The organism is Pseudomonas sp. 910_23 (assembly GCF_052850795.1).
On sequence record NZ_VXCZ01000005.1, the window covers coordinates 42,548 to 66,519 of the forward strand.

The 23,972-nt window shown below is 60.2% G+C and carries 19 protein-coding genes; 7 read left to right on the forward strand and 12 right to left on the reverse strand.

The features are described 5' to 3' along the window. Positions 1-17: 17 nt before the first annotated feature. The 11 genes from FW800_RS07450 to FW800_RS07500 all read right to left on the reverse strand — a co-directional run bounded on the left by FW800_RS07450 (position 18) and on the right by FW800_RS07500 (position 15,229). Complete coding sequence (locus FW800_RS07450) at positions 18-2,555, reverse strand: PAS domain-containing protein (protein ID WP_446437314.1); 2,538 nt, start codon at positions 2,553-2,555, stop codon at positions 18-20. Between the two features lie 141 nt (positions 2,556-2,696). Further along, complete coding sequence (locus tag FW800_RS07455) at positions 2,697-4,652, reverse strand: acetoacetate--CoA ligase (RefSeq protein ID WP_446437315.1); 1,956 nt, start codon at positions 4,650-4,652, stop codon at positions 2,697-2,699. 162 nt (positions 4,653-4,814) lie between these two features. Continuing rightward, positions 4,815-5,588: a 3-hydroxybutyrate dehydrogenase gene (locus FW800_RS07460; RefSeq protein ID WP_446437316.1), complete on the reverse strand. Its 774-nt coding sequence runs from the start codon at positions 5,586-5,588 to the stop codon at positions 4,815-4,817. A 7-nt stretch (positions 5,589-5,595) separates the two neighbouring features. Next, on the reverse strand, positions 5,596-6,987 hold the full coding sequence (locus tag FW800_RS07465) for a GntP family permease (protein WP_005788811.1): 1,392 nt from the start codon (positions 6,985-6,987) through the stop codon (positions 5,596-5,598). Between the two features lie 280 nt (positions 6,988-7,267). Continuing rightward, positions 7,268-8,671 carry a sigma-54 interaction domain-containing protein gene (locus tag FW800_RS07470; protein WP_446437317.1) on the reverse strand — a complete coding sequence of 468 codons (1,404 nt, stop codon included), beginning with the start codon at positions 8,669-8,671 and terminating at the stop codon, positions 7,268-7,270. A 22-nt stretch (positions 8,672-8,693) separates the two neighbouring features. Beyond that, positions 8,694-10,265 (reverse strand): ABC transporter ATP-binding protein, encoded by a 1,572-nt coding sequence (locus FW800_RS07475; RefSeq protein WP_103734350.1) that lies wholly within the window; start codon positions 10,263-10,265, stop codon positions 8,694-8,696. Positions 10,266-10,275: 10 nt separating this feature from the next. Next, the gene (locus FW800_RS07480; RefSeq protein ID WP_005788807.1) at positions 10,276-11,298 is read right to left on the reverse strand and encodes an ABC transporter permease; all 1,023 of its coding nucleotides are present in this window, start codon (positions 11,296-11,298) and stop codon (positions 10,276-10,278) included. Then, positions 11,298-12,356 carry a microcin C ABC transporter permease YejB gene (locus FW800_RS07485; protein ID WP_446437318.1) on the reverse strand — a complete coding sequence of 353 codons (1,059 nt, stop codon included), beginning with the start codon at positions 12,354-12,356 and terminating at the stop codon, positions 11,298-11,300. Before FW800_RS07485 ends, FW800_RS07480 begins: the two co-directional genes overlap by 1 nt. Continuing rightward, positions 12,356-14,215, reverse strand: a complete 1,860-nt coding sequence (locus tag FW800_RS07490; RefSeq protein ID WP_446437319.1) for an extracellular solute-binding protein — start codon at positions 14,213-14,215, stop codon at positions 12,356-12,358. Before FW800_RS07490 ends, FW800_RS07485 begins: the two co-directional genes overlap by 1 nt. A 130-nt stretch (positions 14,216-14,345) precedes the next feature. Continuing rightward, positions 14,346-14,627, reverse strand: a complete 282-nt coding sequence (locus FW800_RS07495) for a peptidylprolyl isomerase (protein ID WP_005788801.1) — start codon at positions 14,625-14,627, stop codon at positions 14,346-14,348. Positions 14,628-14,734: 107 nt separating this feature from the next. Beyond that, positions 14,735-15,229, reverse strand: coding sequence for a DUF1543 domain-containing protein (locus FW800_RS07500; protein WP_446437320.1), 495 nt, complete (start codon positions 15,227-15,229; stop codon positions 14,735-14,737). A 106-nt stretch (positions 15,230-15,335) separates the two neighbouring features. On the opposite strand from FW800_RS07500, the gene FW800_RS07505 reads away from it, so the two are divergent. Further along, a complete protein-coding gene (locus FW800_RS07505; RefSeq protein WP_032876043.1) occupies positions 15,336-16,157 on the forward strand; it encodes an aldo/keto reductase in 822 nt (273 codons plus the stop codon). Positions 16,158-16,210: 53 nt separating this feature from the next. On the opposite strand, the gene FW800_RS07510 is transcribed toward FW800_RS07505, so the two are convergent. After that, positions 16,211-16,726, reverse strand: a complete 516-nt coding sequence (locus tag FW800_RS07510; protein WP_005788794.1) for an Hcp family type VI secretion system effector — start codon at positions 16,724-16,726, stop codon at positions 16,211-16,213. Between the two features lie 483 nt (positions 16,727-17,209). Between FW800_RS07510 and tssA the strand changes: the two genes are divergently transcribed. From tssA to tssG, 6 genes are read left to right on the forward strand one after another with little or no spacing between them, the layout of a single operon-like run. Then, positions 17,210-18,763, forward strand: a complete 1,554-nt coding sequence (gene tssA, locus FW800_RS07515; RefSeq protein ID WP_446437321.1) for a type VI secretion system protein TssA — start codon at positions 17,210-17,212, stop codon at positions 18,761-18,763. 28 nt (positions 18,764-18,791) lie between these two features. Beyond that, on the forward strand, positions 18,792-19,289 hold the full coding sequence (tssB, locus tag FW800_RS07520; protein ID WP_032876040.1) for a type VI secretion system contractile sheath small subunit: 498 nt from the start codon (positions 18,792-18,794) through the stop codon (positions 19,287-19,289). Between the two features lie 27 nt (positions 19,290-19,316). Beyond that, entirely contained in the window at positions 19,317-20,795 is a 1,479-nt protein-coding gene (tssC, locus tag FW800_RS07525) for a type VI secretion system contractile sheath large subunit (protein ID WP_446437322.1), read from the forward strand. Between the two features lie 14 nt (positions 20,796-20,809). Further along, positions 20,810-21,211 carry a type VI secretion system baseplate subunit TssE gene (tssE, locus tag FW800_RS07530; RefSeq protein ID WP_248136406.1) on the forward strand — a complete coding sequence of 134 codons (402 nt, stop codon included), beginning with the start codon at positions 20,810-20,812 and terminating at the stop codon, positions 21,209-21,211. Next, complete coding sequence (tssF, locus tag FW800_RS07535; protein WP_446437323.1) at positions 21,201-22,988, forward strand: type VI secretion system baseplate subunit TssF; 1,788 nt, start codon at positions 21,201-21,203, stop codon at positions 22,986-22,988. The genes tssE and tssF overlap by 11 nt, the downstream gene beginning before the upstream one ends. Beyond that, positions 22,952-23,965 (forward strand): type VI secretion system baseplate subunit TssG, encoded by a 1,014-nt coding sequence (tssG, locus tag FW800_RS07540; RefSeq protein ID WP_446437324.1) that lies wholly within the window; start codon positions 22,952-22,954, stop codon positions 23,963-23,965. Before tssF ends, tssG begins: the two co-directional genes overlap by 37 nt. Positions 23,966-23,972 lie beyond the last annotated feature (7 nt).

Below are 23,972 nucleotides of genomic sequence, written 5' to 3' on the forward strand. Positions count from 1 at the left end.
CGCGATTATGCCTGAACTCAGGCCTCGCCGCCGATCATGCTGCGGATTTTGGTGGCCAGCAGGTCGATCGAAAAGGGCTTGGCGACCATGTCCATGCCGTCTTCCAAAAAGCCCTGGCGCTCAGCGGCTTTCTCTGCATAACCGGTCATGAACAACACCCGCAGGCCGGGGCGATGCTGGCGCGCGATTTCCGCCAGTTGCCGGCCGTTCATGCCTGGCAGGCCGACGTCGGTCACCAGCAAATCCACGCGCAAATCCGACTCCAGCAGCGGCAGCGCGGCACGGGCGTCGGCCGCCTGGTGCGCGGTATAGCCCAGTTCATCGAGGACGTTGACCACCAACATGCGCACCGCCGGGTCGTCCTCGACCACCACCACGGCTTCACCGGCCAGGGCCACCGGGGCTTCGGTGAGGCTGACGGGCAGGTCGCTTTCCAGTGCGGTGCCGTACAGGCGCGGTAGGTACAGGCGCACGCAGGTGCCCTGGCCCGGTTCGCTCTGGATCGTTACATGGCCACCGGACTGCTGGGCAAAGCCGTAAATCATCGACAGCCCAAGGCCGGTGCCTTGGCCGATAGGCTTGGTGGTGAAGAACGGGTCGAATGCCTTGGCGAGAATTTTCGGCGCCATGCCGCTGCCGTTGTCGCTCACGCCGAGCATTACGTAGTCGCCGGCCTTGACCGGCTCCAGGGTGGTGATGTCGGTGCCGTCCAGGTAGCTGTTGGCGGTTTCGATCAGCAACTCGCCGCCGTCGGGCATGGCGTCGCGGGCGTTGATCACCAGGTTGAGCAGGGCGTTTTCCAGTTGGCTGGCATCGGTATTTACCGGCCAGATGTCCTTGCCCAGTTGCACCTTGAGCGCGATATGCGCGCCCTTGGTGCGCTGGAACAGATCTTCCAGGGATGCCACCAGCTGGTTGGGATCGGTGGGGCGGCGGTCCAGCGACTGGCGCCGCGAAAACGCCAGCAGGCGGTGGGTGAGGGCGGCGGCGCGATGGGCCGAGGATACGGCGGCATCGGCAAAGCGGCCAATCTCATCGCTGCGCCCGGCGGCAATATAGCGCTGCATCAGGTCCAGGCTGCCGATGATGCCGGTGAGCATATTGTTGAAGTCATGGGCGATACCGCCGGTGAGCTGGCCCACCGCTTCCATCTTCTGCGCATGGCGCAGGGCGTCTTCGGCGCGTTCACGCTCGAACATCTCGTTCTGCAGGCGCTGGTTGGCCTCGGCCAGCGCCTGGGTACGCTGGGCCACACGCTCTTCGAGGTTCTCGTTGAGATGACGCAGGGCTTCCTCGGTGAGTTTGCGTTCGGTCTCGTCGATCACAAAAATGTAGAAGCCGTTCACCGAACCGTTATTGCTGAAGCGCGGCAGGTATTTCATCAACGCGTGGCGCGGGCGGCCGTCGCGATGGGGCGTGAGGGTCATGAAGCTGCACGCCTTGCCGTTCAGGGCCGCTTCGATCTTGTCTATTCGTCCGGCATACACCTCATCACCGAGCACTTCGCGGATGGTCTTGCCGTACAGCTCCTGGGGCGTCTTGCCGTACCAGTCGAGGTAGGCGCTGTTGTTCAGGCGAAAGCGCTGCTCATGGTCCACGTAGCCGATCAACACCGGCATGGCGTTGATGATCAGTTGCAGCTCGGTCTGGCTCTGGCGCAGCGCCTGTTCGGTGTGCTTGCGCTCGGTGAGGTCCAGCGCGGCGCCGAGGAAGCGTGCGGGTCGGCCTTGTTGGTCCTTGTAGCAGCGGCCACGGGCAAACACCCAGCGCACCTGGCCGTCGGCTTGCAGCAGGCGGTACTCCTCGGCGTATTCAGTGCCGAAGGTGATGCAATGCTTGATGCTGCGCGTGACCATGCCACGGTCTTCGGGATGCACGCCGAGCAGATAGGCGCTGATGGGCAGCAGGCCGGCGTCACTCGGGTCGACACCGTGCAGGTAGGCGAAATGTGCATCGGCGATAAAGTGATCTTCACCGATGTCCCAGTCCCAGGTGCCCACAGCATCGGTCGCCGCCAGTGCCAGTTGCAGGCGCTGCTCGGTGTTGTGCTGGGCCTTGAGGCTCGCTTCGGAACGCTGCTGCAGTTCCAGGGTTTTGCTGCGCCGTTCATTGGTTTCGATGGCGGTGACCAGGATGCCTGCCACCTGGCCACTTTCGTCGCGCACCGGGCTGTAGGTCAGGTCGAGCCAGATTTCGGTGTCGCGACATTCGCGTTGCAAGACAAAACGCTGCTCGCTGAAGGTGCGCACCTGGCCGCCGAGCACCGCGTCGTACACCGGCGCAGCGAAGCTTTGCAGCTCCGGCCAGGTCTGGTGCGCAGGCTGGCCCAGGGCGCCGGGGTGCTTGTTGCCCACCAGTTGGGCAAAGCCATCGTTATAAAGTTGTATGAGTTGCGGGCCCCACAACAGCACCATCGGCATCGGCGAATGCACGACGATATCGACGGCGGTACGCAGGCTCTGCGGCCAATCAGTGGCCTCACCGAGGGGGCTTTGCGCCCAGTCCAGCCGCTTGATCAATGCAGCGGCTTCGCTACCGGTGGATGTTCCATTCATGAAAAAAAGCCCTGAGCACGACGCTTTGAAAAATAACCACATCCATTGTCCCAAGGATCATCAATGGATGACTACCCCGGAAAAATAGCACGCATTGACGGCTTTTCTTCAAAACAGCGGTTCAGCGCTGAAACCTTTCATCTAAAAATCCAGTTCAGGGCGTCGGCGAAACTGCTCCAATGCCTCGGGATTGGCGAGGGCATCGGTGTTCTTTACCGGCTCCCCATGTACCACGTTGCGCACCGCCAACTCCACGATCTTGCCGCTGATGGTGCGAGGGATATCCGTGACAGCGAGGATCTTGGCCGGTACGTGGCGCGGCGTGGTGTTGGCACGGATCACCTGGCGGATCTGCTGTTGCAGCGCTTCATCCAGCTCGACGCCGTCATCGAGGCGCACAAACAGCACCACACGCACATCGTCCTGCCAGCGCTGGCCGATGGCGAGGCTTTCCAGCACCTGTGGGATTTTTTCCACTTGGCGGTATATTTCGGCGGTGCCGATGCGTACGCCGCCAGGGTTGAGCACCGCGTCTGAGCGCCCATGAATCAGCAGGCTGCCATTGGCCCGCTGCTCAGCATAATCACCCTGGGCCCATACGCCGGGGAACTGGCTGAAATAGGAGGCGCGCAGCTTGTGCTGGTGCGGGTCGTTCCACAGCCCAATGGGCATGGCCGGAAAGTGCCGGGTGCAGACCAGTTCGCCTTTTTCCCCGATCAGCGGCCGGCCCTGGTCGTCCCACACCTCGATGGCCATGGCCAGGCTCTTGCATTGCATCTCACCGCGCCGCACCGGCAGCACCGGGTTGCCGATCACGAAGCAGGAGACGATATCGGTGCCACCGGACATCGACGACAGGCACAGCTCGTTCTTGATCTCGCGGTACACATAGTCGTAGCTCTGGGGTGACAGCGGCGAGCCGGTGGAAATCAGGCCTTTGAGGCTGCTCAGGTCGTGGCTCAGGCGTGGCTGCAACCCGGCCTTCTCCAGGGTGGCGAGGAACTTGGGGCTGGTGCCGAATACACTGATTTTTTCCGCGTCGATCAAGTCGATCAAACGCTCGGGGCCAGGGTGGAACGGTGAGCCGTCATACAGCACCGCCGTGGCGCCTATCGCCAGCACCGACACCAGCCAGTTCCACATCATCCAGCCGCAGGTGGTGTAGTAGAACAGGCAGTCCTCGCGGCTCAGGTCGGCGTGCAGGCCGTGTTCCTTGAGGTGGGTGAGCAGCACGCCGCCGGTGCCATGGATGATGCATTTGGGGATGCCGGTGGTGCCGCTGGAATAGAGGATATACAGCGGATGATCGAACGGCACTGCGACAAATTCAGGCACGCCGCCGGCCTGATAGAAGTCGTCCCACAGCGTGACCCGGGCTTGGCTCAGGTAATCGTCGACCTGTGCCTGAGGCCGGGCGTACGGCACGATGATCAGCTGTTGCAGGGAGGGCAGGCGCGCAAGGATTTCATTGAGCTTGGCGCTCTGGTCGATGTTTTTGCCTGCATAGCGGTAGCCGGCGCAGGTAATCAGCACTTTGGGTTCGATCTGGCCGAATCGATCGATGACGCCCTGGGTGCCGAAATCCGGCGAAGAGCATGACCAGATCGCGCCGAGGCTGGTAGTGGCAAGCATACCCACCAGGGTTTGCCAGGTGTTGGGCATGCACGCGGCCACCCGGTCACCCATGCCCACCCCGGCTGCCCGCAAGCTTTTTTGCAGGCCGGCAACATGTTCCGCCAGTTGCGCATAGCTCAACTGTTCACGTTGGCCGTCTTCGCTGACAGCCACCACCGCAGGATGATTGTCGCGGCGGCGCAACAGGTGTTCGGCAAAGTTCAGGGTGGCACCGGGAAACCATTGGGCGCTGGGCATCTCGATGTCTTCGATCAGTGTGACGCTGGGCGGGCTGCGAAACTGCACGTCGAAGAACGCCACAATCGCCCGCCAGAAGTCCGGGCGCTGGTCGATGCTCCATTGGTGCAGGGCAGGGTAGTCGTGGAGGTGCAGGCCGTGGCGTTGGTTGATGAAGCGGCGGAACTGGTCCATCCGTGTGTTGGCGATGCGTTCGGGCGAGGGTTGCCAGAGGATGTCGGACATAGCGAAATCTCTTGTTCTAGTATCGGTCTTCCAAACAATAGCGTTCCAATGTGGGCGGGGGCTTGCTCCCGATAGCGGTGGTTCAGTTACAAATGTCTACCCTGACACACTGCCATCGGGAGCAAGCCCCCTCCCACATTCTGATCTCCGGTGTCTGGGGGGTTATTGGGCCAGCCAGCCACCGTCGATATTCCACGCCGCACCGCGCACCTGGGCGCCAGCCTCGCTGCACAAAAACAGCACCAGCTCACCCAACTGCGACGGCGTCACAAACTCCAGGGACGGCTGCTTTTCAGCCAGCAAATCCTGCTGCGCCTGTTGCGGGTCGATCCCACTGGCCACGCGATCATCAATCTGCTTCTGCACCAGCGGCGTCAGCACCCAGCCCGGGCAGATCGCATTGCAGGTCACATTGCTGGTGGCGGTTTCCAGGCCCACCACCTTGGTCAGGCCGATCACGCCATGCTTGGCCGCCACGTAGGCAGCCTTGCCCACTGAGCCGACCTGGCCGTGCACCGAGGCGATATTGACGATACGCCCCCAGCCCTTGGCCTTCATGCCCGGCAGGCTCAAACGTGTACTGTGGAACACCGAGGACAGGTTGATCGCGATAATCGAGTCCCAGCGCTCCACCGGGAAGTCTTCCACCGCCGCCACATGCTGGATGCCGGCATTGTTGACCAGAATATCCACGCCACCGAACTCGCGCTCGGCGTAGGCGAGCATGTCGGCGATCTGCGCCGGGTCGCTGACATCCGCCGGGTGATGCCCGACCTTGCCACCAAACGCCTGCACCTGGGCGATCACCGCGCTGACGTCGCCAAAGCCGTTGAGAATCAGGTTGGCGCCGGCCTTGGCCAGGCTCAATGCTATCCCTAAGCCGATGCCGCTGGTGGAGCCGGTGACCAGGGCGGTCTTGCCATTCAAAGTCGTCATGAAAACCTCACACAATGCCGGTGGCATAGAAAGTACCGATCACCACGAACACCGCGAGGGTCTTGATAATCGTGATGCCGAAAATGTCCTTGTAGGCTTCGCGGTGGGTCAAGCCGGTGACCGCCAGCAGCGTGATCACCGCGCCGTTGTGGGGCAGGGTGTCCATGCCGCCGCTGGCCATGGCCGCGACCCGGTGCAGCACTTCAAGAGGGATATTGGCCGCATGGGCCGCTGAAATAAAGCTCTCGGACATCGCCGCCAGGGCAATGCTCATGCCGCCGGAAGCCGAGCCGGTGATGCCCGCCAGCAGGGTCACGGTAATTGCTTCGTTGACCAGCGGGTTGGGGATGCCCTTGAGCCAGTCCGCCAGTACCAGAAAGCCTGGCAGCGAGGCGATTACTGCGCCAAAGCCATATTCCGAGGCGGTGTTCATTGCCGCCAGCAGCGCGCCGCTGACCGCACTTTTACTGCCTTCGGCCAGCTTGCTTTTGATCGCGGAGAAGCCGAACACCAGTACCACGATAATCCCCACCAGCAACGCCGCCTGCACCGCCCAGATCGCGGTGAGCTTGGCGATTTCGGTGGTCACCGGCGCGCTCATTCCCGGCAGGCTGAGGCTGTGGGTCTTGCCGTACCACTGCGGGATCCAGTGGGTAAACAGCAGGTTCATTACCCCGACCAGAATCAACGGCGACAGCGCGATCCAGGGATTGGGCAGGCTGAGGTTCTCGGCGGTTTCCGGCTCGTTACGCAACTCGGTGCCATAACCTTCCCCGGCCCGCTGGGCCTTGTTGCGCTGGCGGGCCAGGTAGAGCATACCGGTGCAAAACACGAAGATCGTGCCGATCAGCCCCAGCCACGGCGCCGCCCAGGCAGTGGTGTTGAAGAAGGTACTGGGGATGATGTTCTGGATCTGCGGCGTGCCGGGCAGGGCGTCCATGGTGAACGAGAACGCGCCGAGGGCGATGGTTGCCGGGATCAGGCGCTTGGGGATATTGCTCTGGCGAAACATCTCCGCCGCGAACGGGTACACGGCAAACACCACCACGAACAGCGACACGCCGCCGTAAGTGAGCAGGGCGCAGACCAGCACGATCACCAGCATTGCCTGGCGCGTGCCCAGCAAGCGGATCGCAGCCGCCACGATCGAGCGCGAGAAACCCGACAACTCAATGAGCTTGCCGAACACCGCACCGAGCAGAAACACCGGGAAATACAGCTTGATAAAACCGACCATCTTTTCCATGAACACCCCGGTAAAGGCAGGGGCGACGGCGGAGGGGTCGGTGAGCAGCACCGCGCCGAGGGCGGCAATGGGGGCGAACAGGATAACGCTATAGCCACGGTACGCAGCCAGCATCAGCAGCGCGAGCGCGGCCAGGGCAATGATCACACTCATGGTGTGTCTCCATCGGATTGTTATTGTTGTGGGGTGAAGCGGTGGGAGGGCTATAGCTAGATGTGTGCCATGTTATTAACTATTTGAAAAACAACGATATTTTCAGAATTTTCAACAGCGCTTTGAAGTTTTATCTCTATTTTGAGACAAACAAATACCTAATGTGGGAGGGGGCTTGCTCCCGATAGCAGTGGGTCAGGTACAGATGCTCGGCCTGACACACTGCCATCGGGAGCAAGCCCCTCTCACAATGGATTGTCTTTGTATTGAGAATTGGGTCTCAATATGGAGACTGAGTTAGCCCCAGCGCCACCATTTTCTTGTACAGCGTCGACCGGCCAAGCCCCAACTGCCTGGCGGCCTCTACCACATTCCCGGTACACGCCTGCAACGCCGCACCAATCACCTGCCGATCAAACCGCTCCCGCGCCGCCGCAAAGGTTTCACCCTCGATCGCGCCCACCGGGCCACGGACTACTGGGCTGAACGTACCAATCGCTGCACGAACCTGCGCGGCATTCAACATCAGGTCATCACTGAGCAACGCCGCCCGCTCCAGCACATTGCGCAGTTCACGGATATTGCCCGGCCATGCATGTTGTGCGAGCAACACCAGCGCCTCAGGGTCCAGTTCGTGCTGGCTGCGCAGCTCTTCGAGGATCGCCTCGCTCAGCGCCGGAATATCCTCCAGCCGTTCACGCAACGGCGGTACCTGGATCGGCAGTACGTTGAGGCGGTAATACAAATCCGCACGAAACTCGCCACGTTTGATCGCTGCCTCCAGGTCCATGGATGTCGCGGCAATCACCCGCACATCGCTGTGCAGCATCTCGTTGGAACCCACCGGTTCGAATTCCTTTTCCTGCAACACCCGCAGCAATTTGCTTTGCAGCGGCAGCGGCATGTCGCCAATTTCATCGAGAAACAGCGTGCCGCCCTGGGCGATCTGGAACTTGCCGGGGCGACCCTTGCGGTCGGCGCCGGTAAACGCGCCGGGGGCGGTGCCGAAGAACTCCGCTTCGAGCAGGTCATGGGGAATCGCGGCGCTGTTGATGCTCACGAAGGCTTTGTGCGCCCGCGGTGACGCACCGTGGATAGCCTGGGCCAGCAGTTCCTTGCCGGTGCCGGTTTCCCCCAGCAGCAACACCGGCGACTCGGCACTCGCACTGCGCCGCGCCCGGCGCTTGACCTCCAGGCTGGCGGCGCTGGTGCCGATAAAATGCGCGAAGTTGTATTTGCTTTGCCGCGAGCGCAGCAGCGAGCGCGTCGAGGCCAGCTCTTGCTGCATGCTCAGGTAGCGCTCGATCAGCGGTGACAGGTTGCGCAACTCATCGAACAGCGCAAAGCCAATCGCGCCGATCACCGCTCCGGTATCATCGTGGATTGGCAGGCGCATCACCACCAGCGGGCCCTTGGGGGTGTCCTGGATATCCAGCAGTATCGGCCGGTCGTTGTGCACCACCTGGCGCAACAGGCTGTTGGAAATCACCTGCTCGCAGGGCTGGCCGATGGCCTCATCGGCGCTGTGCAGGCCGAAACGCCTGGCGTAGCGCTCGTTCATCCACACGATGTTCGCGTCGCGGTCGACGATGACCGTGCCTTCGCTGGACTGCTCGATGATCTCGAACAACGACTGAATGGCCAGGCCGCGAACGTGTTGATAATCCTTGAGGCTGGTACTCATGGAGGCAGAATCCTGTTGATCATCACAAAGGGATGTGCGCTGCAGCCAGCAGTTCTTTGGTATAGGGGTGCTGGGGCGAATCAAACACATCATGACTGGCACCGCGCTCCACTACCTTGCCATCCTTGACCACGATCATGTCATGGGCCATGGCGCGCACCACGGCCAGGTCATGGCTGATAAACAGGTAAGTCAGGCCATATTTGTCCTGCAGTTCACGCAGCAACGCCACCACTTGTTTCTGCACCGTACGGTCCAGGGCCGAAGTGGGTTCGTCGAGCAGCATCAGCGCCGGTTTGAGCACCAGGGCGCGGGCGATGGCGATGCGTTGGCGCTGGCCACCGGAAAACTCATGGGGGTAGCGATGCCGGCTGGCGGGGTCGAGGCCCACGTCCTTGAGCACCTGGATCACCTGGGCATCGCGCTCGGCCAGGCTGCATGGCGCATGCACTTCCAGGCCTTCGCTGATGATCTGCTCGACCGACATGCGCGGGCTGAGGCTGCCATAGGGGTCCTGGAACACCACCTGCATCTGCTTGCGCCACGGGCGCATCTGCTGATGGTTGAGCGGGTCGAGGGCCTCACCCTGGAAGCGGATGCTGCCGGTGGAGTCAAGCAAACGCAGGATCGCCTGGCCCAACGTCGATTTGCCTGAGCCGGACTCACCGACAATCCCCAGGGTCTTGCCGCGCTGCACGCTGAGGCTGATGCCGTCGACCGCACGCAGCCAGGTCTTGCGCCGAAACAACCCGCCGCCCAAGGGGAAATCGACGTTGAGGTTGTCTACTTGCAACACCGTCTCGCGCGCATCGCTGCACAGCGCATCGCCCGTGGGCTCGGCGTCCAGCAGCAGGCGGCTGTAAGGGTGCTGTGGGGCCGTGAACAAGGTCTGGCAGTCAGCCTGCTCGACAATTTCCCCGGCGCGCATCACGCAGACCCGCTGGGCGATACTGCGCACCAGGTTAAGGTCATGGCTGATCAGCAGCAGCGACATGCCCAGGCGTTGCTGCAAAGACTTGAGCAGCAGCAGGATCTTGCGCTGCACGGTCACGTCCAGCGCGGTGGTGGGCTCGTCGGCAATCAGCAACTCCGGCTCGCAGGCCAGGGCCATGGCGATCATCACCCGCTGGCGCTGGCCGCCGGACAACTGATGCGGGTAGGCCTTGAGCCGTTCCTGGGGTTTCTGGATACCCACCAGCTCCAGCAGTTCGAGAATCCGCGCCCGCGCCTGCTTGCCGCCCAGGCCCTTGTGCAGCAGCAGGGTTTCGCCGATCTGCTTTTCGATGCTGTGCAACGGGTTCAGGGACGTCATCGGCTCCTGGAAGATCATCGCAATTCGGTTACCGCGCAGTTTTTGCAGGGTAGACGGCGCTGCACCGATCAACTCCTGGCCACGATACTTGATCGAGCCCGTGGTTTCGGTACCGGCTTGCGGCAGCAGTTGCAGGATTGAATGGGCGGTCACTGACTTGCCCGAGCCCGACTCACCCACCAGCGCCAGGCACTCGCCGGGGCGCACATCCAGGCTCAGATTGCGTACCACGGTCTGGCCGCTGAACGCGACGCACAGGTCGCGGATTTCGATCAGGTTCATAGGCAATTACTCATGAGCGAGGGTCGAAGGCGTCACGCAACGCCTCGCCGATAAACACCAGCAACGACAGGATCAGCGCCAAGGTGAAAAACGCGGTCAGGCCCAGCCAGGGGGCTTGCAGGTTCTGCTTGCCCTGGGCGATCAGCTCACCCAGGGACGCGCTGCCAGCCGGCATACCGAAGCCGAGGAAATCCAGGGCGCTCAAGGTGGATATCGCCCCGGTCAAGATAAACGGCAGATAGCTCAGCGTCGCGGTCATGGCATTGGGCAGGATATGCCGGCGAATGATCTTGGCGTCGCCCAGGCCCAGGGCGCGCGCGGCCTTGACGTACTCCAGGTTGCGCCCGCGCAGGAACTCGGCGCGCACCACATCCACCAGCGCCAGCCAGGAAAACAGCGCCATGATCCCCAGCAACCACCAGAAATTCGGCTCGACGAACCCCGACAGGATAATCAGCAAGTACAGCACCGGCAGGCCGGACCACACCTCCAGAATGCGCTGCCCGAGCAAATCCACCCAGCCGCCGTAGTAACCCTGCAACGCCCCGGCGGCAATGCCGATGGCGGCGCTGATGGCGGTCAAGGCCAGGGCAAACAGGATCGACACCCTTGCGCCGAAGATCACCCGCGCCAGTACATCGCGGGACTGGTCATCGGTGCCCAGCCAGTTCACCGCCGACGGTGGGCTCGGGGCAGGGCGGGTCAGCTCATAATTGGGGGTGTCGTCGCTGAAGGGAATCGGCGGGAACAGCATCCAGCCGCCGTCCTGCTTGATCAGCTTTTGCACATAGTCACTGCGGTAATCGGCCTGGAACGGCAGCTGCCCGCCGAACTGCTGTTCGGTGTAGCGCTTGAACACCGGGAAATACAGTTCGTTCTTGAAGCTGAGCACCAAGGGTTTGTCATTGGCGATCAACTCGCCGCCCAGCGTCAGGATAAACAGGCCGATAAACAACCACAGCGACCACCAGCCACGCCGGTTTTTCTTGAAGCGTTCGAAACGCCGACGCGCAACGGGAGACAGGTCAAGCATCAGGCGTTCCTCGCAGCAAAGTCGATACGCGGGTCCACCAGGGTGTAGCAGAGGTCACCGATGAGTTTTATCAAAAGGCCGAACAGGGTGAAGATAAACAGCGAGCCGAATACCACCGGGTAGTCACGGGACACTGCCGCCTCGTAGCTCATGCGGCCCAGGCCGTCGAGGGAGAAGATCACTTCGATCAGCAGTGAGCCGGCAAAAAATACGCTGATAAACGCTTGGGGAATCCCCGAGATCACCAGCAGCATGGCATTGCGAAACACATGGCCATACAGCACCCGGCGTTCGCTCAGGCCCTTGGCACGGGCGGTCACCACGTACTGGCGGGTAACCTCATTGAGGAACGAGTTCTTGGTGAGGATGGTCAAGGTGGCAAACCCGCCGATCACCAGCGCCGTCACCGGCAGAACCAGGTGCCAGAAATAGTCGGCAATCTTGCCCACGGTGCTCAGTTCGGCAAAGTTTTCCGACACCAGCCCGCGCACCGGGAACCAGTTCAGCGACGTACCGCCGGCGAATACCACAATCAGAAACATCGCAAACAGGAACGCCGGCATCGCGTAACCGATCACGATGGCCGTGCTGCTCCACATGTCAAAGCTGCTGCCATGGCGCACGGCCTTGCGTATCCCCAAGGGTATCGACACCAGATAGGTGATCAGCGTCGCCCACAGGCCAAGGGAAATGGTAACTGGCATCTTTTCCAGGATCAGGTCGGTCACCGTCGCGCCGCGAAAGAAACTGTTGCCGAAGTCCAGCTGGGCGTAGTTCTTGAGCATCAGCCACAGGCGTTCCGGTGCGGACTTATCGAAGCCGTATTGTTTTTCGATGTCCTTGATCAGCTTCGGGTCCAGGCCACGACTGGCCCGCGAGCCGCTGATACCTTCGCCGGATGCGCCCGCTACACCGCCGCCGCCAATGCCTTGCAGATGGGCAATGGCCTGTTCCACCGGCCCGCCGGGCGCGGCCTGCACGATCACGAAGTTCACCAGCAGGATGATCACCAGCGTCGGGATGATCAGCAGCAGGCGCCGTACGATATAGGCAAACATCAACGGGCTCCTCCGCGTTTTTTAAGCTCGGCCTGCATTTGCTCGTTAGTCAGTGGCGTGGGGCTGACTTCCCACCAGGTTTCCAGGGCTTCGTCATTCTTCGCCTCGATCGCCGGGCGGCCGAAACGGTTCCACCACGCGGCGGAGGTGCCCGGGGGGTAATAGTTGGGGATCCACAGGTAATTCCATTGCAGCACACGGTCCAGGGCGTGGGCGTAGGTGAGCATCTGCGCCTGGGTGTCGGCCTTCACCAAACCGTTGATCAGCGTATCGACGGCCGGATCCTTGAGTGCGATGTAGTTGTTGGCGCCCGGATCGAACGCAGCGGCGGAGCCGAAGTAGTTGTACAGCTCCATGCCGGGCGAGGTGGTGACCGGAAAACCGGTGACGATCATGTCGTAGTCACGGGCCATCAGGCGGTTCACGTACTGCGACGAGTCGATGCGGCGGATATTGAGGGTGATGCCGATCTGCGCCAGGTTGCGCTTGTAGGGCAGCAACAGGCGCTCAAGCCCGTTCTGGACGTTGAGGAAGGTGAACTCCAGCGGCTCGCCCTGGGCGTTGACGAGTTTGTCACCCACCGGTTTCCAGCCAGCGTCCTCAAGCAGTGCCAGGGCTTGCAGTTGTTTATCGCGGATCATGCCGCTGCCGTCGGTGACCGGGGCCTTGAACACCTGGGTAAACACTTCATCCGGGATTTGCCCGCGCAACGGCTCCAGGATCGCCAGTTCTTCCTGGGTCGGCAATTGGCTGGCCGCCAGCGGGCTGTTGGAAAAGTAGCTTTGCTGGCGGATGTACAGGTTGCGCATCATTTGCCGGTTGGCCCATTCGAAATCCCACAGCATCGCCAAGGCTTGGCGCACGCGGCGATCTTTGAAAATCGGCTTCTGCACGTTGAACACATAGCCTTGGGCCGGTTGCGGCATCTCTTTGGCCAGGTGTGCGCGCTGCAGGCGACCATCGTCCAGGGCCGGGCCGTTGTAGCCGATGGAATAGCCGGTGGCGGAGAATTCACGGTTGAAGTCGTAGGCGCCGCCGCGCAGCACCTGGCGCGCCACTTCGGTGTCGCCGAAGTATTCCAGGCTCAGGTGATCGAAGTTGTACAGGCCACGGCTGACCGGCAAATCCTTGCCCCACCAATCCGGATCGCGGATAAAGGTGATGGTGCTGCCGGAGTCGATCTTGCTGACCTTGTACGGGCCGCTGCCCAGCGGGGCTTCGTAGCCGCCGCCATTGGCAAAGTCGCGGGTCTTCCACCAATGCTCCGGGAACACCGGCAAGGTGGCGATATCCAGGGGCAGGGTGCGGTTGTCGTTGCTGGAGAAGTCGAAGCGTACCTGACGCTCGCCTTCGACTTCGACGTGCTTGACGTCGGCAAACAACGTGCGAAAGCGCAGGCTGCCTTGGGTCATCAGCAGATCGAAGCTGTAGCGCACGTCTTCGGCTGTAATCGGGGTACCGTCGGCGAAGCGCGCCTTGGGATTGAGGTAGAAACGTAGCGACAGGCCGTCGTCGGCGCGCTCCATTTTTTCTGCCACCAGGCCATAAACGGTGTAGGGCTCATCCAGCGAGCGCAGCGCCAGGGGCGCATACACCCAGCCGTCGACCTGAGACACGCCAATACCTTTGTCGATATACGGCAGCACATGATCAAACCGCCCGACCTCCAGCGCCGAGCGCCGCAGGCTGCCGCCCTTGGGCGCGTTGGGGTTGGCATAGTCGAAGTGGCTGAAACCGGCGGGGTACTTGGCGGGCTCGCCGTAAACCGTCAGGTAGGTTTGCGGGGCTGCGATCGCCGCAGTGCTGGCCATCAGCAGGGCCAAGGTGGAGCAGAGCAGAGATGAAAAAGCCAATCGCATTATCAGCCTTGAACGCCGGGTTAAGAAGAATAGGGATTTGTACGCTAACGGCCTGGGCATCGCCAGTCATCACATGCACAACGGCCCGCCAAAGGGCGGGCCGTTGTTTATCGCATCTGCGCCGATTGAATCAATCCTGGCGGCTGGTGACTTCCAGCAGGTGATAACCGAACTGGGTTTTCACCGGGCCCTGCACGGTATTGACCGGGGCGCTGAATACGACAGTGTCGAATTCCTTGACCATTTGGCCTGGGCCGAACGAACCCAGGTCACCGCCCTGGCGGCTGGATGGGCAGGACGAATTGGCTTTGGCGATTTCTGCGAAATCAGCGCCGCCTTCGATTTGGGCCTTGAGTTCGTTGCACTTGTCTTCAGTGGAAACGAGGATGTGACGGGCGGTGGCTTTGGCCATGGGGAATAACTCCTAGAGTAAAAAAACGGTGAGCGTACCGGATTCAGGCGGTTATTTCCTGGCAAAGTTCCGCTGTTGTTCAGTCCTGCCTTTTTCAGCGTGGCGGTTCAAGGCAACACGATGTAGTCGTTGCGCTGCACGATCGGTTGGTGCGGCCCCTGCACCAGGTGGATATAACGGCCGTCCACCAAGTCGATCGGCAGGCAGTCGTCAATATCCAGCACGCCGTCGGTGTGGGCCTGGGACCAGTGGCGCAGCATCTGCTGCTTGCCCTGGCTCATGGCCTGCTGTTTGTTACGAGCGACTACCAGCAGGTAGTGATGGGCCTCGCCGAAGCTATGGGCTTCATAGCCACCGAGGTTGATGAAGTACAGGCGGGGCGCTTCGCCATGAGGCGCCAGATGGCTCAGTTCAACTTTCCAGCCGTCGACGCCGTCGACCGCCATCCATGAGTCGATGTGCACACCCTTGGGGCTGCCAAACCAGGCGTCGCGCAATTGCGGGTAGCTGGCCTGCAACGTATCCGCCACGGCGAACACTACATCGTGTACTTCGATTTTTGCCCGTGGATGCTTGCCCCCGAGCATGACGACAAACAGCATTACCGGTGATTCCTGGCGACTGGCGAAAGGGCAACCATACTGCGATTGAACCCTTTTGTCCGCTCAATGCCACATTGTTAATCAGCACACTCACCAGGAGGTTGTCATGCGTACCATTGATCTGGCCGGTGTTCCCGTCCCTGTCATCGGCCAGGGGACCTGGCGCATGGGCGAAGACCCAAGCCGGCGCCGCGCCGAAGTTGCTGCGCTGCAACTGGGTATCGATGAGGGCCTGACGCTCATCGATACCGCCGAGATGTATGGCGACGGCGGTGCCGAAGAGGTGGTCGCAGAGGCGATTCGTGGCAAGCGCGACCAGGTATTTCTGGTCAGCAAGGTCTATCCGCATAACGCCAGCCAAAAGGGGGTGCCTCGCGCCTGCGAAGCCAGCCTTCAGCGCCTTGGCACCGATTACATTGATTTGTATCTGTTGCACTGGCGCGGCCAGTACCCACTTGAAGAAACTGTCGAAGCGTTCGAGCGTTTGCGCGAGGCCGGCAAAATCGGCCGCTGGGGTGTTTCCAACTTCGATGTGGCAGACCTGCAGGAGCTCGCATCCCCTGCATGTGCGACCAATCAAGTGCTCTACAACATTGAAGAGCGCGGGATCGAGTTCGACCTGTTGCCATGGTGGCAACAGCATCATTTACCACTGATGGCTTATTGTCCCATCGCCCAGGGTGGTGAGCTGCTGTCGAGCCCGACCCTCAAGCAGATCGCACGTCGCCATGAGGTCACACCGGCCCAGGTATCGCTGGCGTGGGTCCTGCGCCAGGAGGGTGTCATCGCAATCCCCAAGGCGGTCACACCTGAACACATCCGACTCAACGCCGCAGCTGCGAAGCTGGTGTTGGATGAACATGACCTGGACGCTATCGATCGTGTGTTCGCAGCGCCCAAGCGTAAGCACCCATTGGCGATGGTGTAACCGGCCAGCAGGAACGGCGCCTTCCCTGGCAGCTGTTCCCGCTCTAGCCGTGGTTAGCCGGCCACTGGGCTGCGCCAGTCGTCCGAGCCGGAAGTTCCGGCCACTTCGTGAGTCCAGATGATCTTGCGATAGGTGAAGTGCACATCCTCCAGATGAGTGAAGTGGGCGTTGTCGGGGTCCTGGCAGTTGGGCATGCGTGACTGGATGTCCACGATAGTCGCACCCTCCAGTTCAATGGTGAAGTAGTGCTCCTGGGTTCCGGCGGACGAGGTGCGCAGCCATTCGAGGCGGCAGGAGACTTCTTCACCGCTGGTCAGGGCGCTGAACAGCAACGGTGACGATTTATCGAAAACCTTGCTGATCATCAGCGGCTTGTGCACGCGCTGACCTGTCGGCTGGCCCGATTGCGGATCGCGAGGAATGATCACCTGATGGGCAAATGCCTGGACCAGTATCTGATCCTCATGACCTTCCTGATAAATGTTGCCTACCGAGTCCTGAGTAAATGTGCCTGCCGTGATCAAACCTTGTTTGACTCCGGTGATGGAGAGGTACGCGGGTGTTGGCATGATTGGTTTCCTTGCCGGGTTGAGTAGGTTTTGCCGAACAGCGAAATGGCTGAACGGGTAGGTGCCTATAACCTATAACAAGAAGCGTGCCTGAAAGTGTGAAGTTCAATGAAATAAGGGCGAGCACTGTTTGGTGCGCTGCGTATTGGGTTTTTATTCCGGGCTATGGGCTATTTTTAGTTATAAAAGTTGCGCATCGATGCGCACTTAGTTGCTCACGTGTTTTTACGGTGAAGTATACGGCTGGCCGAGCTAACAGAGTTGTTGTTACTCGAATGTGTGCGCAAATAGCTGCGCAGGCCAAGATTATAGCGGCGCGTAGGATGTTTCTTAAGTTTTGGTCCGTCGCTTGCTCATTGCTTTATGCATGGCTAAGGTTCTTGTGTCTCGATATGTTTGAACGGAACTTAAGGGCTTTCTGATACGTACTTCAATGGCGTTAAGTTTGCCTATTTTGCCTTGGATGGTTGTGTGCGGCCGAAAATGAGTCATTCAAAAGAACTGTATGCCTATTATTTGCTACTTGCACGAGCAGCCTGTTCGCCAGGTAGTTTCGTGGGCATTGATATGCGCTTTTCCAACGAGTTCGAAGCGCTGGAAGGCGAACTTGGCAAAGCGCAGTCGGTTCATGGCAATGGGCTGCCGGATTGGCAGCGGGTCAGCGAAATCAGCGAATGCCTGCTGCGTGAGCACTCCAAGGATCTGCGTGTCGCCTGCTGGTTGACCTGGGCCTTGTATCAGCGTGATTCATTGGCTGGATTGCTGGCCGGCCTCGGTGTGCTGCGTGAGCTCTGCGAGCACCATTGGGTGCACGTCTACCCTGGCAAACTGCGTACCCGCATTGCGGTGTTTGGCTGGTTGGTGTCGCGCCTTGAGCAAGCGTTTGCAAAAAAAATCTCGCTCAATGATCAACAGCCTTTATTTCAAGCGTTGCTGGAACACCTCGAACATCTGGACCAACTATGGGCCCAACATCTGGGGAGTGATGCTCCCGTGCTGCTGCCGATTCGACGGCAATTGGCGGAGCGCCTGGCCGATGCCACGCAAGGGGCGCCAGAAGCTGATGGGCGCGCGGGTGCTATTCCCGGCGTGAGGCAAGCGGCGGTCCAGTTGCCCACCCCCGAGCAATCGGTCAACAGCGAAAAAGAGGCGCACAAATTACTGCGCTCATTACAGGAACAGGCCCGGCCTTTATGCGCCTGGTGGTTGCGCCAGAACGCCACCGACCTGCGGGCTTTGCGCCTGGGCCGAACCTTAGCGTGGCTGATGCTCGTCAACTACCCCGACGCCAACAGTGAACGCATAACCGCGCTGCGCCCATTGGCCGCCGACAAGCTCAAGCGTTATCAGGAGCGCTTGAGCCAAGGCCATTACGCCGATGTGTTGTTCGAACTGGAAGTCAGTCTGGCCGGTGCGTTGTTCTGGTTCGATGGTTTGCGCATGGCCTGGGAGTGTCTGGACGGCTTGCACGCGGACCTGGCCATGGCCGAACTGGAGATACATTTCGCGCTGCTGCTGCAGCGCCTGCCAAACCTGACGGAGTACCGCTTCGACGACGGCACCCCCTTTGCCGACACTGCGACAGCCGAGTGGATTGCGCTGCACGTGATGCGCCATGTGCGCAAGCCTGCGCCCAGTGAAGTCGTGACCGACCTGACGACCCAACCCTGGGACGCGGCGTTGGAAGCGGTAATGCCTTGTCTGCGCAAGGACGGGCTCAAAGCCGCGGTGGGTGTGATCAAGCAAGGCTTGCAGGGCGCGGGCAGTGATCGCTGCCGTTTTCATTGGCGCCTGGCGCTGGCCAGGCTGTGCATGGCGGCCGGCAAACACGAGCTGGCCAGGATCCAGCTGGAGCAACTCGATCTTCAATTACAGCGCACGGGCCTGGAAAGTTGGGAGCCGGCGTTGGCCCTGCAAGTCGCTCAGCTCCTGTACCGCTGCTACGACCTGTTACCTCAAAGCCAAGCCATACGCGACGGCAAGGATGCCCTGCATCGCCGGTTGTGTCATTTCGACCTGGAAGCAGTACTTCAATAGCGCCTCATCAAATAAAAGGAAAAGCACCATGGCCAAAGACGGTTCGGTAGCCCCCAAGGAACGTATCAATATTACCTTCAAACCCGCCCTCGGCGGTGCCCAGGAAGAGGTCGAGCTACCGTTGAAGCTGCTGGTGCTGGGGGATTTTTCCAAACGTGCGGACCTGCGCAAGCTGGAAGATCGCAAGCCCATCGGTATCGACAAGCACACCCTCGACGAGGTGTTGGCCAAGCAAGCAGTGAGCTTGACGCTGAACGTACCCAATCGCCTCCAGGATCAAGCCGACGTGGAAGAACTGGCGATCCAGGTTCGCATCAACGCGATGAAAGACTTCAATCCCGCGAATCTTGTCGAGCAGATCCCGGAGTTGCAAAAGCTGATGGCACTGCGTGAAGCACTGGTGGCGCTCAAGGGACCATTGGGCAACACCCCAAGCTTTCGCAAGGCGATCGAGCAGGCATTGACCCATGGTGATTCCCGCGCACGAGTTCTGGCCGAGCTTGGGCTGCCCAGCCCAGACGCCTGACATTTTCAGTAAAAGGACACTGATACCATGACCACGATTCAACACGAGCTGCAATCGGTACAGACTATCCACACCTGCAGCATCCTCGACAACATCACCGCCCAGACATTGCTGAGCGCCGACGACGAGGCTTACGGCATCGCCAAGCGCGGCGTATCGGCGTTTATCGCGGAGTTGCTCAAGCCACACAACCGTGACGAACCGGTAAAGAAACGCCTGGTCGACCGGATGATCGCCGAAATCGATACCAAGCTCAGCCAGCAAATGGATGAGATCCTGCACCATCCCGACTTCCAGGCGCTGGAAGCTTCCTGGCGGGGGTTGCAGTTGCTGGTCGACCGCACCAATTTTCGCGAGAACATCAAGATCGAGCTGTTGAATGTCTCACGCGAAGACCTGCTGGATGATTTCGAGGATTCCTCGGAAATCACTCAGTCCGGGCTTTACAAGCATGTTTACAGCGCTGAATACGGTCAGTTCGGTGGGCAGCCGGTGGGTGCGATCATTGCCAATTATTTTCTCTCGCCCAGTGCGCCCGATGTAAAGCTGATGCAATACGCCTCCAGCGTCGCCAGCATGGCTCACGCCCCCTTTATTGCTGCGGCGGGGCCGAGTTTCTTTGGCTTGGAAAGCTTCACCGGGCTGCCCGACCTGAAAGACCTGCGGGATCACTTCGAAGGGCCGCAGTTTGCCAAATGGCAAAGCTTTCGCCAGAGCGAAGACGCCCGTTACATTGGCCTTACTGTCCCGCGCTTTCTGTTGCGCACCCCGTATGACCCCCTTGAGTGCCCAGTCAAGACCTTTGCGTATCAGGAAAACGTGGTTAACAGCCACGAGCATTACCTGTGGGGCAATACCGCCTATGCCTTTGCCACACGCCTGACAGACAGTTTCGCTCGCTTTCGCTGGTGCCCGAATATCATCGGGCCGCAAAGCGGCGGGGCCGTCGAGGACCTCCCACTGCATCACTTCCAGAGCATGGGCGAGATTGAAACCAAGATCCCTACCGAAGTGCTGGTATCGGATCGGCGCGAATACGAGCTGGCGCAAGAAGGGTTCATCGCCTTGACCATGCGCAAGGGCAGCGACAATGCAGCGTTCTTTTCCGCCAGCTCCGTGCAAAAGCCCAAATCCTTTGGCATCAGTGAAGAAGGCAGGGCGGCAGAACTGAATTACCGCTTGGGCACCCAATTGCCCTACATGATGGTGGTCAACCGCCTGGCCCATTACCTCAAGGTTCTGCAACGCGAACAGTTGGGCGCTTGGAAAGAGCGCACGGACCTTGAGCAGGAACTCAACAAGTGGGTTCGCCAATATGTGGCGGACCAGGATAACCCCAGCGCTGAAGTGCGTGGACGGCGCCCACTGCGTGCCGCGCGCATCGTCGTCAGCGACGTCGAGGGCGAGCCCGGCTGGTACCGCGTCAACGTGACGGTGCGCCCGCATTTCAAGTACATGGGGGCAGACTTCACCTTGTCCCTGGTTGGCAAGCTCGATAAAGAATGAGCAGAGGCCAGGGCATGGTTCAGCACAACAGCCTTTTCGAGCGTCTTGAATGCGGTGCATCGACGCGAGGGTGTCCTGTGGCGTCCATCGCCGCACATCTGGGGAAAATGCTCAGCACACGTGCGGGCAGTGTCCAGACACTGGCTGATTATGGTTTGCCTGATCTCAACGACATGCGACTGAGCCTGCATGAGTCATTGACTCAGTCGCGGCTGCATATCGAGCGTTTTATCCAGGCCTACGAACCGCGACTGGCGAATGTGCATGTCAGGCTGTTGCCCGATGTGCGTGGGTCCCTGGTCCTGGCATTTGCAATTGAAGCTGAGCGAGTTATCGACGGCGTCCTGCAACCGGTCGTGTTTCAGGCCCGTCTTGCGCAAGCCGGGCGGGTAGAGGTTTTTGTCCATGACGTTTAACCGCTACTTTCAAAGTGAACTCAGCGGCCTGCGCCAACAAGGGCGGCGTTTTTCCGAGCGCAATCCAGCTCTGGCGCCGTTTCTTGCTGAGGCCGGCCAGGACCCGGATGTCGAGCGTTTACTGGAGGGGTTTGCATTTCTGACCGCTCGCCTGCGACAAAAGCTGGATGACGAACTGCCGGAGCTGACGCATTCGTTGATGCACTTGTTATGGCCCCATTACATGCGGCCAACACCGGCCTTCAGCATCCTGCAATTCGACCCCTTGAAACGTGCCGGCCCCAGTGTTCGAGTGGCCCGGGACACCGCCGTGGAAAGCGCTCCCATCAAGGGTGAGCGTTGCCGGTTCCGCACATGCTATGCCACCGACATCATGCCCCTGCAACTCAGTGGCCTGGAATACCGCTGCCAGGGCGAGGGGGCCTGGCTGGAATTGCAACTGACCATGAGTACCCAAGGTAACTTCAGTGAGTTGGCATTTGATTCGCTGAGGCTGCACTTGGCTGGCGACCACTACATCAGTCAGGGCCTGTACCTCAGCCTGTTGCGCCATGTCGACAGTATCTGCCTGTCGCTGCTGGATCACGAGGGTGTACCGGTGAGGACCCGCGACGGGCAACCTGTGACGCTGCGCCTCAGTGCCGGCCAGGTTCAGCCAGTGGGGTTTTCCCCGGAGCAGGCGCTGATTCCTTATCCGCAGAACACCTTTGATGGTTATCGGCATCTGCAGGAGTACTTCGCTTTTCCCGAGAAATACCTGTTTGTCGACGTCGAAGGGCTGAACGTGGTGCACACGCTGCCTGACGAGCTGCTCCGGGAGGCGCATGGCATGGTGATGCGCTTCGAACTTCACACCCAGGGCCGTGAACCCCAGCGTCCGACCCTGGACAACGTGAAGCTGTATTGCACGCCCATCGTCAACCTGTTCAAACAGGATGCGATCCCCATTCGCCTGGACGGTAAACAGGATGAGTACCTGTTGGTACCTGGGGAATATACACCGGGCAATGCCAGTGTGTTTTCCGTGGACCAGGTCACCGGGTGGCGCCCCGGCGGGTTGGGCTATCAGACCTATGTGCCGTTCGAGTCGTTTGAACATGACTGCGATCACGAGGCTTCGGCGGCACCCTCCAGTTACAGCATTCGCCAGCGTTCGTCGGTACAGCATGGCGGGCTTGATACCTGGATGGGATTCCCCAGCCGCCGCGAACAGGGCCAGGAAACCCTGTCGGTCGAACTGACCTGTACCAATTGCAACCTGCCGCGCCAACTTCGTGCAGGCGAAATCACCCTGCCCGGGGAACAGACCCCGGAGTCATTGGGGTTTTGCAACATCACCACACCCACAGCGAGCTTTGCGCCGCCACTGGACCAGGATTTTTTGTGGAAGCTCATCAGCAATATGTCGGTCAACTATCTGTCGTTGACCGATATCAATGCCTTGAAAGTGATACTCCAAACCTACGACTTGCCGCGCTATCACGATCGACAGGCGCTGAAGGTCAGTCAGAAAAGGTTGAGCGCTTTGCGCTCCATTCGCCATGAGGCAGTGGACCGTCTGCACCGCGGTCTGCCTGTTCGAGGCTTGCAGGTCGAGCTGACGGTTGATTCCCAGGGCTTTGTCGGTCAGGGCGATCTGTTTGTATTCGCCTCTGTTCTCAATCAGTTCTTTGCGCTCTATGCAAGCCTCAATTCGTATCACGAGTTGCGGGTCATCAGCACACAAGGAGACGTGTACCTATGGCCATCCCGGATGGGGCAGCAACCGCTGTTTTGACTCAACTTTGCCGTGTGATTCGTGAGTACACGCTATTTCAGGCGATTGTGCAGGTCATCGAACGACTGCGCGAGGCCCATCCGCTGCTGGATGACGAGGCGCTGTATGACCAATTGGAGTTCCAGGCCAACCCCGGTTTTGGGTTTGCCGCGCACGATATCGACCGTGTGGAGTTTTTCAGCGAGCACGGGGCCTTGCGCGCTCGCTTGCGTCTCAACGTATTGGGGTTATTCGGTGCTGGCTCGCCGCTACCTGCGTTTTACGCCGAGCAAGCGTTTGCCGAGCGTTCGGGCGGCAACCCGACTCGAGATTTCCTTGATCTGTTCCATCATCGCCTGCAGCGCTTGATGTTGCCGATCTGGCGCAAATACCGTTATCGGGCGTGTTTCCGGGCAGGTGCTAACGACAGGTTTTCCGAGCAGATGTTTGCCTTGATGGGGCTGGGCGACAGCGCAATTCGCAGTGCTTCGCAGCTTGATTGCAAGCGCCTGCTGCCTTATCTGGGCCTGCTGAGTTTGCGAGTGCACTCGGCTGCGCTGATCGAGGCTGTCCTGCGTTACTACTTCAAGCACGACGCGTTGTTTATCGAGCAATGGGTGGAGCGCACGGTCGAGGTCAGCCAGTTGCAATGCAATCATCTGGGGCGGGCCAACAGTGCCCTTGGTCAGGACCTTGTCCTGGGGCATCGCATCGCTGACCGCAGCGGTAAGTTCAGGGTGCATCTTCTGGCGCTGGGTTGGCAGCGGTTACATGATTTTCTGCCTATCGCTGAGGCGTACCAGCGGCTGTGCGCGCTGGTGCGACTGACCCTGCGCGACCCTCTGGAATACGACCTGCGCCTGACGTTGGCGCCGGGCGAGGTCAGGCCGTTGCACATCGGCGAAAACACGCTTTGCCGCCTGGGCTGGACTACCTGGCTGGCGCATGAACAGGCCGACGGCGTGGTTACGCTTGCCGGCAATTTTCACAGGGGTTGATGATCAT

What these genes read in the sequence shown, in the direction of transcription:
- FW800_RS07450 (WP_446437314.1), bottom strand. Translation starts at nt 2,555, where the DNA reads ATGAATGGAACATCCACCGGTAGCGAAGCCGCTGCATTGATCAAGCGG.
- FW800_RS07455 (WP_446437315.1), bottom strand. Translation starts at nt 4,652, where the DNA reads ATGTCCGACATCCTCTGGCAACCCTCGCCCGAACGCATCGCCAACACA.
- FW800_RS07460 (WP_446437316.1), bottom strand. Translation starts at nt 5,588, where the DNA reads ATGACGACTTTGAATGGCAAGACCGCCCTGGTCACCGGCTCCACCAGC.
- FW800_RS07465 (WP_005788811.1), bottom strand. Translation starts at nt 6,987, where the DNA reads ATGAGTGTGATCATTGCCCTGGCCGCGCTCGCGCTGCTGATGCTGGCT.
- FW800_RS07470 (WP_446437317.1), bottom strand. Translation starts at nt 8,671, where the DNA reads ATGAGTACCAGCCTCAAGGATTATCAACACGTTCGCGGCCTGGCCATT.
- FW800_RS07475 (WP_103734350.1), bottom strand. Translation starts at nt 10,265, where the DNA reads ATGAACCTGATCGAAATCCGCGACCTGTGCGTCGCGTTCAGCGGCCAG.
- FW800_RS07480 (WP_005788807.1), bottom strand. Translation starts at nt 11,298, where the DNA reads ATGCTTGACCTGTCTCCCGTTGCGCGTCGGCGTTTCGAACGCTTCAAG.
- FW800_RS07485 (WP_446437318.1), bottom strand. Translation starts at nt 12,356, where the DNA reads ATGTTTGCCTATATCGTACGGCGCCTGCTGCTGATCATCCCGACGCTG.
- FW800_RS07490 (WP_446437319.1), bottom strand. Translation starts at nt 14,215, where the DNA reads ATGCGATTGGCTTTTTCATCTCTGCTCTGCTCCACCTTGGCCCTGCTG.
- FW800_RS07495 (WP_005788801.1), bottom strand. Translation starts at nt 14,627, where the DNA reads ATGGCCAAAGCCACCGCCCGTCACATCCTCGTTTCCACTGAAGACAAG.
- FW800_RS07500 (WP_446437320.1), bottom strand. Translation starts at nt 15,229, where the DNA reads ATGCTGTTTGTCGTCATGCTCGGGGGCAAGCATCCACGGGCAAAAATC.
- FW800_RS07505 (WP_032876043.1), top strand. Translation starts at nt 15,336, where the DNA reads ATGCGTACCATTGATCTGGCCGGTGTTCCCGTCCCTGTCATCGGCCAG.
- FW800_RS07510 (WP_005788794.1), bottom strand. Translation starts at nt 16,726, where the DNA reads ATGCCAACACCCGCGTACCTCTCCATCACCGGAGTCAAACAAGGTTTG.
- tssA (WP_446437321.1), top strand. Translation starts at nt 17,210, where the DNA reads ATGAGTCATTCAAAAGAACTGTATGCCTATTATTTGCTACTTGCACGA.
- tssB (WP_032876040.1), top strand. Translation starts at nt 18,792, where the DNA reads ATGGCCAAAGACGGTTCGGTAGCCCCCAAGGAACGTATCAATATTACC.
- tssC (WP_446437322.1), top strand. Translation starts at nt 19,317, where the DNA reads ATGACCACGATTCAACACGAGCTGCAATCGGTACAGACTATCCACACC.
- tssE (WP_248136406.1), top strand. Translation starts at nt 20,810, where the DNA reads ATGGTTCAGCACAACAGCCTTTTCGAGCGTCTTGAATGCGGTGCATCG.
- tssF (WP_446437323.1), top strand. Translation starts at nt 21,201, where the DNA reads ATGACGTTTAACCGCTACTTTCAAAGTGAACTCAGCGGCCTGCGCCAA.
- tssG (WP_446437324.1), top strand. Translation starts at nt 22,952, where the DNA reads ATGGCCATCCCGGATGGGGCAGCAACCGCTGTTTTGACTCAACTTTGC.